The sequence below is a fragment of the Bradyrhizobium sp. CCBAU 45321 genome (assembly GCF_028128975.1).
Taxonomy (GTDB): domain Bacteria; phylum Pseudomonadota; class Alphaproteobacteria; order Rhizobiales; family Xanthobacteraceae; genus Bradyrhizobium; species Bradyrhizobium yuanmingense.
Genome location: NZ_LFKZ01000102.1, coordinates 22,693 through 31,934, shown reverse-complemented (window position 1 = coordinate 31,934; position 9,242 = coordinate 22,693). Strand labels below are relative to the sequence as shown.

General features: G+C 59.1%; 10 protein-coding genes. 5 read left to right on the top strand and 5 right to left on the bottom strand.

What is annotated here, in order from left to right; all coding sequences use genetic code 11:
- Window positions 1-247 precede the first annotated feature (247 nt).
- Window positions 248-430, bottom strand: coding sequence for a hypothetical protein (locus ACM43_RS11775; RefSeq protein ID WP_085972395.1), 183 nt, complete (start codon window positions 428-430; stop codon window positions 248-250).
- A complete protein-coding gene (locus ACM43_RS11770) occupies window positions 402-545 on the bottom strand; it encodes an inorganic diphosphatase (RefSeq protein ID WP_244429383.1) in 144 nt (47 codons plus the stop codon). The genes ACM43_RS11775 and ACM43_RS11770 overlap by 29 nt, the downstream gene beginning before the upstream one ends.
- A gap of 994 nt (window positions 546-1,539) precedes the next feature.
- On the opposite strand from ACM43_RS11770, the gene ACM43_RS11765 reads away from it, so the two are divergent.
- From ACM43_RS11765 to ACM43_RS11745, 5 genes are all read left to right on the top strand, one after another.
- Complete coding sequence (locus ACM43_RS11765) at window positions 1,540-2,220, top strand: sensor histidine kinase (RefSeq protein WP_050996107.1); 681 nt, start codon at window positions 1,540-1,542, stop codon at window positions 2,218-2,220.
- Entirely contained in the window at window positions 2,171-2,545 is a 375-nt protein-coding gene (locus tag ACM43_RS11760) for a response regulator (RefSeq protein WP_244429384.1), read from the top strand. The genes ACM43_RS11765 and ACM43_RS11760 overlap by 50 nt, the downstream gene beginning before the upstream one ends.
- Before the next feature lie 114 nt (window positions 2,546-2,659).
- Complete coding sequence (locus tag ACM43_RS11755; protein ID WP_050996112.1) at window positions 2,660-3,112, top strand: response regulator; 453 nt, start codon at window positions 2,660-2,662, stop codon at window positions 3,110-3,112.
- A 1,846-nt stretch (window positions 3,113-4,958) separates the two neighbouring features.
- Complete coding sequence (locus ACM43_RS11750; RefSeq protein WP_193375212.1) at window positions 4,959-5,135, top strand: hypothetical protein; 177 nt, start codon at window positions 4,959-4,961, stop codon at window positions 5,133-5,135.
- Between the two features lie 27 nt (window positions 5,136-5,162).
- Entirely contained in the window at window positions 5,163-5,468 is a 306-nt protein-coding gene (locus ACM43_RS11745) for a hypothetical protein (RefSeq protein ID WP_333919217.1), read from the top strand.
- Between the two features lie 317 nt (window positions 5,469-5,785).
- Here ACM43_RS11745 and ACM43_RS11740 read toward each other — a convergent pair whose 3' ends face one another.
- The 3 genes from ACM43_RS11740 to ACM43_RS11730 are packed head-to-tail and all read right to left on the bottom strand — an operon-like array spanning window position 5,786 to window position 9,198.
- Entirely contained in the window at window positions 5,786-7,012 is a 1,227-nt protein-coding gene (locus ACM43_RS11740) for a cytochrome P450 (protein ID WP_050996116.1), read from the bottom strand.
- The gene (locus tag ACM43_RS11735) at window positions 7,002-8,270 is read right to left on the bottom strand and encodes an FAD-dependent oxidoreductase (protein WP_202948147.1); all 1,269 of its coding nucleotides are present in this window, start codon (window positions 8,268-8,270) and stop codon (window positions 7,002-7,004) included. Before ACM43_RS11735 ends, ACM43_RS11740 begins: the two co-directional genes overlap by 11 nt.
- Before the next feature lie 52 nt (window positions 8,271-8,322).
- Window positions 8,323-9,198, bottom strand: a complete 876-nt coding sequence (locus ACM43_RS11730; RefSeq protein WP_036029456.1) for a Bug family tripartite tricarboxylate transporter substrate binding protein — start codon at window positions 9,196-9,198, stop codon at window positions 8,323-8,325.
- Window positions 9,199-9,242: the final 44 nt, after the last annotated feature.

Here is a 9,242-nt window from a genome sequence, read left to right as displayed (position 1 = left end):
CAGCACACACGACCCTTGCCTGCCTCATCGAGTGCCTGCTCCGAGGCAATGCAGCCATTCTCGCACGGTGACTGCCTCGGAGCTCCTACTGCTATATGACTGAGCACCGGGCTTCTGCCGCCCTCAATGTCACGAGCGTTCGCCATTCTGAATCGAGCTCGCCTCAGTTGTTCCTCAACCTGCAGCAGTTCATCGATGTTGCCGCTCAGCGGACGATGCGACAGTGGCGGTCCCGAACGTACCGAGGCTAGAGCCGACATCGATTTATGAGCTTCATGGCCCTGACCGGCCCGAGCCAACCGAGAAACTCGAGCTTTTTGTCTTTGAGCGCGTTGGCAGCATCAAAGAACTTTTCCAATTGCTTAATCGCGGTCGCAGGTAGGTTACGAACGTCCGGCAAATCACCGGCAAAGAAAGAGTGATGCGGCACCGCAACAACTCGGTCGTTCCTCTTTTTTGCGCTCGGTCACCTGAAGGACCTTGAGAATGCCAATGGGCCTACACCTAATGACCGTGCCGCGATACGTAGCGCCGTCGTGGATCACCAACACGTCCAACGGGTCGCCATCATCAGCTAGAGTGGATGGGATAAATCCCCAGCCCAGCCATCAATGCCTTTGATAGCGTAACACCCGCAGCTTCCGATCAAACTCCAACTTGCAGCAACACCCGCGAGGAGTTTCAACGACGGCGAAGATATTCTCTTTGTCGGCCCAAGTCGGCAGCTTCAAATAATTGGTCATCGCAGCTATCCTGGTGTTTGCAACGATCCTGTCGACGTCCGGGTTCCTATTCGTCCAAGACACGGGCCCGGGGCGTGTAACCAAGCGAGATGCGCTGAGTGTTCTGCCCTACCCCTCCGTCCTGCGTGCCATTGGCAAGACTTGTCGCCAGCTGGGTCCCTACCGCGTTCGGGGCTTCATTTTTGGGCGGCTCACAAAGTTGAATGCACTAGGGGATGTCCTCGGGGAAGAAATGGCGGCCAGGTAGCCACAGACCGCTCGCCTCCCAACTCGTGCTCGATCTGAAGACCTCTACGTTGGGCCGAACGTGGTTGACTCCGGACGTCTGATCCTCCCGCGAGCAGCCGCACGCATGTCTCCACTTTGATGGAGATCGCCTGGTGTTCGGCAGAAGAACGACCCCAGGCCTGGATCAAGGACCCAGGGCTGGGGCCGCTCGGGCTATGGACTGGATAGCCGTGCGCCTAAGCGCATGTCCCTCAATGTGACGGGGCGGCAAGGGTTGCGGAAGCGGCAACGAAAATTGATGAAGGTCCAAAGTATGTTAGGAATGTCCGGCTGGCGGGTTAGCTTAGGTTAATTCTTGGGAAGCTAACCTTCGGTTCCTAGACGGAGACTTTAAAAGGTTGATCTGAACCCCAGCCGAACGGGCAAATCAGAGACTGTTTATTTCGAGCTTACCGATCAATGGGACATACCTGAACTAAGGCGCCTCGTCGGCGAGATCATTCCCCGGTCTACCGCTATCGTCGGCTACGAAGTGGCAGCCAATTTTCCGATCATCGGGCCCCGAACAATGCTGGTCAGCGCCCGTCGGCTGGTTCACCCCGATAACAATAGCACCAGCGTACTGATCCTGTTTGAGGACGTGACCGACCGGCGGCGTGGCGACGCCCAAAAAGACATTCTCCTCGCGGAAACGCGCCACCGGATGAAGAATCTTCTCGGCATCGTGCGTTCTCTTGCCAGTCAAACCGACGTGGAAGGCCGATCGGCCAAAGACTACCGGGAGGCCTTCTTAGGCCGATTCCAGGCCGTGGCCGAAGCCGAAACCCTCGCACTGGCGGGGAGCTCGGAAGCCGATTTGAACGCCTTGGTGGAGCAGGCATTGAAGTCGGCCGGTCCAGAACGATGCCGCATCATTTCCGGGCCGCCGGTGGTTCTCAAGCAACGCCAGACCGTGCCGATGAGCCTCATTCTGCATGAACTCGTCACCAACGCCTGGAAGTATGGGGCCCTCTCTCGCACTGGCGGGCTCGTCCACTTGAGCTGGCGCACCGCAGAAGAGAACGGAAAATCCCTCCTTCACATCGACTGGCGAGAAGAAAACGGCCCGCCAGTGACACCGCCAACCCGCTCCGGGTTCGGCTCCAGGTTGATTGACCTTAGTGCGGTGCAAGGCTTACGGGGCGCCGTGGAACTGAAGTATGAGGCAACCGGTTTACGAGTTCACATCACCGCGCCTGTGGAGGCTTGAACCCCGGGGACGCATTGTGCAAGACGCTCCCCGAATATTGGTTGTCGAAGACGAGTACCTCATCGCGTTGGAGCTCGAGACTCAGCTGACGACTGCCGGTTATCGCGTGATCGGGCCGGCATCCGACGTCGACGGGGCACTGGAGCTATTGAACGCCAGCCGTCCCGACGCGGCCATCCTCGACGTCAATTTGGCAGGGGAATGGGTCTTGCCAGCGGATACATTGCGGCCGACTTCGAAGCCGATCCTATCCTGCGAGACGCCGTCAACGTCGGGAAGTCGTGGAGGCCCGAATTTCTCCTCAAGTCTCTTCGCGACGCACTAAACGGCGTGTGAGCGGCATCGCCGGAAGCATCAGGAAACGGACTGGCTTGCTGACCTTCGGCAAATGGCACATTGTTCTCGCGTCCCAGTTATCTTGTGATAGCGGAGGGCACCGATGAAGAGCATTCTGATAGTGGAAGACGAATATTTCCTGGCTGACGATTGTGCCAGGGTGATCGAAGCTACAGGCTTGCACGCGCTGGGTCCCTTCGGCACGCTCGCTGACGCGGAGCCGTACGTTGCCGAAGCGGACGGCGCTGTACTTGACGTCAACCTTGCCGGGGAGATGGTCTTTCCCCTGCTGGAGAAACTCCTGGCGGCGGGCAAACCTGTTGCTTTGCTGACGGGCTACGACTCAACTTCTATTCCCTCCCGCTTTGCCAGCTTGCCGATTTTCGTGAAGCCGGGAGACTGCGGGCCGGCAGTAGAGCTGATCGCGCATGAACTTGGAATGAGCTGCGTTTCCGGTAACCGCCAGGTGACGTCCGACCTGCCGCCGGCCGCCGCCCTTTCAGGTAAATGCCCCGAGACTGATCGGCGGTCACCGCGGCCCCAGCCCCGCAGGTGACAGGCGGGAAACTACCCGGAAGCGTTTTGGTCCGAAGTTGAATTTATAAGCGACTGGCGATCCAACCAATCCGCCAAAGCTTTGTACTCACTAGCCATTTGCAATAATTCCAGCTTAGCCGCCGGAGTCGTTGTTATAGCTGCCTGGTGGCGGCAGAGCTTCCCAAGCGAGCGGTAGGATTCGGATCGAGGGTTCATCACGGAGAACTCTGATCCCGTGTGACCCCCGGGTCCATCACTTGTGTTACAAAGTGAACACTTCAATGAAGGGAACGCCCCGCGGGCTAATTCGCTCAGCCTGAGGCAGTAAGTTGCTCTCCCTGGATCACTGGCATCAGCTTGCCTGCGTCGTACTGTTCGCTCGCGATCTGCTCGATGGTCCCCCCGATGCCGTCTAAACGTGCTGGCGACGTCATTTGCATCGGGTCCGTCTGACGCCGCGCGGTCACGCAGGGCAGACCATTCCTGCAGACGATCCGGTCATCACCCCTGAACATTGCGAACAGAACAGGCTGAGACTCGCCTCTTCGAACCAGCCGGAAGGATCAGGGACAAGGGGCATCTCAGATCTCCCTCTCCCGCCGGTCGGCAACTCTCGGTTTTGCCCATCCATCCTATTGGCTGCAGAGAGTGTCGCCACTGATGACGTATCCCACTGTAAGGGACTGGTTGAAGTCTGCTTAGGGTCACAAGCGGCGATGGTTACAAGCGCAGCCCTCCGCCCGGTTTACAGCCATAGCGGACAAGCATCCAATTCGCCGGTCAAGGGCAAAGGGGCCAGCGTCGGACAGGAAGTCCACCCGTACATTTCCCAAGTGTCGGCAATTTCGCTCGCAGGTTAACTGGTGCGGATCGAGTGCCGCATCATGAAAACACCGAAGCCAAACAATGGGGCGAGCAAGAGGTCCGACGATTAGTCAGGCTCGCCCGGCAGGGATTTGGCACATCGAAGATAGCCGCCGAACTTGGCCGCCACGCGGGATCGGTAAGGCGCATGGTGCGAACGTTGGGACTGCTGTTGAAGACGTAGTCCCCGATGGATCTTGAGCGCGCGGCTGACCTACAGCCCAACGCCTCGCCCCCTGCCGCGAGTTGGCTGCGACTCGCGAAAATGCAGAACTCAGATCGTTTGCAGCAATATCATCCCAACGACGGTCACAATGAAACCGATTGCCGTCACTGCGGCGAAGCACCGCTCTACGCTATCCATGAACGCAACCTCGCCAAAAGAAATAATTTCGCCTTGCAAAAAGTGAGAGCTGGCTGTCATCGTCGAGGGGACTTTGAGTAACCGACAGCGCTCACGCCGCCATACCGTGCGCCGATCGCGTGGTGTTCGCATCATCCTCGATTGCTGGGAGCAAGGTAGATGCGCACGAGTGATCGCGCCGCGCATCGTTGGCTAAATGCTCCCAATACTCAGCTTCGGCGAGCAGTTTCCAACTTCTATCGGGGTGATGCGCGGCAGTCTGACGGCACAGCGATGCCATCGCGCGCAGGCGACTCACAGTATCCACCTACTCCTCCCAAGGTTTTGTTTTTTTCACCCTATTTTCTATTTTTGCGTCGGAGTCATCATCATTATGACGCACAACCAATTTTACTCTCCGGAGCGCGATTCGGCTTTCGCTGCGCCTGCAAATCGCGCCTCGATCACCATCGGCGCAAATGCGGTACGTTCATTCGTGATCTATGATCGGACCACGCGGGCAAAGCGTTCTTATCGAGCATGCTTTGTGCACTGCAAAGGTCAGTCATGGCCGTAATTCTACGAGATTGCGCGCCGGTAGTGTTTGGCGCCTACTTCCGATTGTTTTTATGACGATTAGCTTTTTTAGCGAGAGGTCATGAGCGTCAAAGCCATGATGGCGACAATCCTGCACAATCAACTGACGTTGCGCGGCGTTCATTCCCTCGCGCCATCTGACTACGAGGAGATCGTAGAACACTTGCTCGAACAGCTCCGAGAGCTGGAGCTTAGCCTGGCCGCGCGCGAATTGAATGGCAGGCAAGGGCCGAAGTAGCTTCCTGGCGAAGGCCAAGGCGCCCCCTTGGTTGGTCAGCTACCGCGACTCAATGTATCCCTCGCCACTATGAAATACACATCTGCTCGCCCCTTAGCCGACCCTGAGACCGGCGCCCGAAAGCTGGTCGACATCGCCAACGGCATTCAACCCGTGCAGGACGGACGCGTCTTCATCGAGCTGGTCAATGTGCCTTTCCTGAAACAGGGCGGCACGGGCGAACAATTCAGCGCCGCAGTCGCGTTGGCGCAGGAGCGCGGCTGGCTGGAGCTGCATGAGAGCGGCACGTATGTGCGGCTGCCGGGGCAGACCACACAAGCATCCGGATCATGACGCGGAGGAGCGCAATCTACCTAAGCAGAAAGAACGATCAGACGAATAATCTGCTTTGGGTCAAAATCGGCGGTCAGACTGCTGCAATCAGTTTCCGCTCCACGCCTGACAACCGACGCCCAAAGGAGCATTCTGCTTGGCCGCCACGGGCCAAAAGCAGAAATTCGATGGCCTCGTTGGGGCGGCTAACAATGTTGGTCGGACTCCATGTCAATTGCTTTCACAGAACCCGATATGGATTAGGCGCTCCACAGATGTGGTTGGCACCCCATACGCGAATCGAGCGGCAAGAACGGAGCCGTGCTGCTCGCCTCGCCTTATCGAACCGTCACCGGCAGACTTGTGAACCCCCGCAGCACGTTGTTGACAGCCCTGGTTGGCGTCCCCAGTTCAAAGCGGGATACCCGGCGTGCGAAAGCCGTCATCAACGCCGTGATCTCCAGGCGCGCTAGATGCATGCCGGCGCAAACATGCGCTCCAATCCCGAAACCGAGATGATCACGGACATCCCGTCTCACGTTAAATTTCTCTGGTTCTTCCCACTTACGCTCGTCGCGATTTGCTGACGCGTAAAGCACTAGGACTCGCGATCCGGCGGAGAGTTTCACTCCGTCCAAGGCCGTGTCTTCCGCCACGACCCGAGTGAAGCCCCGAATCGGAGACTCCAGCCTTACGGCTTCGTTGATGGCTGCGGAAATCAGCGACGGATCCTGTCGCACCAAGTCCCACTGGTCGGGATTCTCGCCGAAGAACCAGATCAGGCTGCCCGTGGCGAAGATCGTGGTGTCCAGGCTCGGGCTGATATAATCCCGCATCATCGCCGGGCATTTCTCCATCGAAATTTCTCCGCCGTTTGCAGCCTTCCAGATCGCGGCGGCCCAGCCGTCGGATCTAAGACGGGCGATGGTGGAAGGATCGCGACAATAAGCGTGAAGCTCCTGTATCTGCGGCAAGGCCGCGGTGCCGCGCGAATTCATGGCACCCAGCGCATCGAACGTCGCAGCCGCCCAGCGCAGCATGTTCGCACGTCCATCCTCGGGCAGCCCCACCAGATCGGACACGATCGACACCGGTAAATGTCGAGCACAATCCTCTATCGCATCGAAGCTTTGCCGCTTCACCAGACGCGCGACCAGCGCATCGGCTTCGGCTTCGATCCGCGGGGCAACATCCTTCAGCGCTGGCGCCGTCAACGGCGCGCGTATGATTCGTCGCATTTTGGTGTGTTCGGGTGGATCACTGGTGATCGTGTTGCCGATCGAAGAGGAATTGATCAATTCATTGGCGGCGACCCCGCGGGCTGAGGAGAACTTCGTGTGATTCATCAACACAGAGCGTACATCGGCAAAGCGGCCGACCGCCCACAGTCCATTCCTGGGCAGCCATACCGCCGGACCTGCATCGCGAATGGCCTGATAATGGCCGTAGGGCTCGACGATCACCTCATCGCTGTAGATGTCGACGTCGTAAGACGCAGCATCAACAAGGGTATGTTTCGTAACTCCCGCGGGTGGGGCGAAGCGCTTGCCGGAGTCAAACACCATCGCACCACCTATCGATCTTCGCGCCGTCGAGATTGTCGCGCAGGCGATTTGCCAGCCGGTTCGAATCGATGTCGTGTAGGGGCTTGCCCCCGGAAATATCCAGAGCGTGGGCAGCTGCCTGCCCGATCGCAAAGCAGGGTCCCATGACACGAACCGAGGCCAGAGCCGCGACGTCGCCATCTATACATCGGCCTGCAGCGATCAAGTTGTCGCTATCCCGATGCACGAGGCTCCGCAACGGCACATAGTGCATGTGGTTGCGATCCTCGAAAGTTTCCCAATGCACTGTCTCGGCGCTGTCATGCGCCTCGACCGGCCAAGAGCAGCGCGCGACGGCATCGGCGGGGCGATGGCCGGTCCGGACTTCATCGATGGTGAGTTGGTGCACGCCGACGAACCAGCGGGTTTGCCTGATTCCAGGCAAACCGTAGGCCCGGACACGCACCTGGCCCATCGACCTCGGAAACTCCCGCCGCAAAAATTCCAGCACCTTGTCGGCTTGGTCCCTACCTTCGAGCGTAGCGCGCGTGGCCGCGATCGGCTCGGTCGGATTGGGCATGTGCGTCATGTTGACGGTCGCCACGCCGCGGCCGGGGAATGCGAAAATGAATCCATCCTCGCGGCTCAGACCGTATTCGCGCTTCTTGTTCTTCAGCACCTCTGCGACATGGAATCCGTCGAAATCGGCGATCGCATCTTCCGCGAAGCCCTCAAGCAAGATCATCTGCGTGCCCCATTGGGCTTCATGGGGTTCGCGCACAGGTAACCCGGCATGCCATGCAATGGCCGCATCGCCCGAGGCGTCGACAAATCCATCCGCGCGGACGGCCAAGTCGCCCCATCGCGTCGACACATCAAGCTCGACGATGCGACGACTTTCAATACGGGCCGAGCGCAGGACAGCACCCAGCACCAGGCTCACATTTGCACGCGAGAGTGCCCGTTCGCTCCAGCGACCGCAAAGCATCTCCTCGTACTGTAGAACGATCGTGTCCAGCGCACGGCGGGCGTAGATTGCACCGGCGCCATGCAGTTCGTTCAGCATATCGTCGACCGCGCCGAACGTAACGCGGTATGGCCGCGGGCCGTTGGAATAGAGGCCGCATATCGTGCCGAGCAATGTCCCGACAAGCTGGCCGCCGATCGTCGGCATGGCATCGAGCAGGACGGTCTTGCGGCCTAGGCTGGCTGCCGTCAGGGCCGCCATGATTCCTGCGGCACCGCCTCCGACGACGCAGACTTCCGCGTCCAGGGTCATTCGTTCTCGCGCCCTGACGACAGTGCGGGTGGCAAGGTTAAGGGTCATGGACTTACTCGACGGCGATGCCGCGGGCCTTCACCAACGCGGTTGACTTTCCGGCTTCGTTCTTGACGAATTCGCGGAATTCCGCGCGCGTCATGTTGAGGATCTGAAAGCCGAGATCGATAAATCGCTTGGTGACCTGCGGCTGCCGCATCGCATGGCCGACCTCTTCGCTGAGTCGCTGGACAACTGGCTCGGGTGTACCCGCCCGTACCACAACCCCGAGCCACAAAGACATTACGACATTGGGCAGCCCGGGTCCCAAACCGTCGAACAGCAGGTCAACTTGCGATCCGATCAGATCTCGCATCGCCGGCGCTGAACCTCTGTAGGGGACATGAACCAGCTGGATGCCCGCGTCCGCCTTGAGCATTTCCCCGAGCAGGTGGCCGAGGCTGCCGTTGCCCTGCGAAGCATAATTCAGCGCCTTGGACTTTGCTGCGGCAACCAGATCGGCGGTTGAATTGAACGGGCTGGATTTTGGCACATAGAGCAGCATCGGCATCAACATCAGTGGAGCAACCGGCTCCAGATCCGTCAGCGGGTCGTAGCTGAAATTCGCGTAGACGGCCTTGTTGATTCCGAGCGAAGCGGTGTCACCGATGAGAAGCGTGTGTCCGTCCGCCGGGGCGCGGATCAGGGCCGCGCCCGCGATCTGACCGCCAGCACCCTGCTTGTTTTCGACGATTACTGGCTGGCCGAGGCGCTCTCGCAATACTTCCGCCAGCGCACGAGCCATCAGATCGGCGGGGCCACCGGCAGGATAAATCACCAGGATGGATATCGGTCGAGTCGGAAATTCCTGCGCCTTCGCCTTGCCCGGCACCGTCATGGCAATTGCGAGCATCAGTGCCGTTGAAATCGCTCCTGCGCGCGTAAGCATTATGCGCCTCCCCTTGCTGAAGTTCGGCTCGAACGGCCCGATTT

What these genes read in the sequence shown, in the direction of transcription:
- ACM43_RS11765 (WP_050996107.1), top strand. Translation starts at nt 1,540, where the DNA reads ATGCTGGTCAGCGCCCGTCGGCTGGTTCACCCCGATAACAATAGCACC.
- ACM43_RS11760 (WP_244429384.1), top strand. Translation starts at nt 2,171, where the DNA reads ATGAGGCAACCGGTTTACGAGTTCACATCACCGCGCCTGTGGAGGCTT.
- ACM43_RS11755 (WP_050996112.1), top strand. Translation starts at nt 2,660, where the DNA reads ATGAAGAGCATTCTGATAGTGGAAGACGAATATTTCCTGGCTGACGAT.
- ACM43_RS11750 (WP_193375212.1), top strand. Translation starts at nt 4,959, where the DNA reads ATGAGCGTCAAAGCCATGATGGCGACAATCCTGCACAATCAACTGACG.
- ACM43_RS11740 (WP_050996116.1), bottom strand. Translation starts at nt 7,012, where the DNA reads ATGGTGTTTGACTCCGGCAAGCGCTTCGCCCCACCCGCGGGAGTTACG.
- ACM43_RS11735 (WP_202948147.1), bottom strand. Translation starts at nt 8,270, where the DNA reads ATGACCCTGGACGCGGAAGTCTGCGTCGTCGGAGGCGGTGCCGCAGGA.
- ACM43_RS11730 (WP_036029456.1), bottom strand. Translation starts at nt 9,198, where the DNA reads ATGCTTACGCGCGCAGGAGCGATTTCAACGGCACTGATGCTCGCAATT.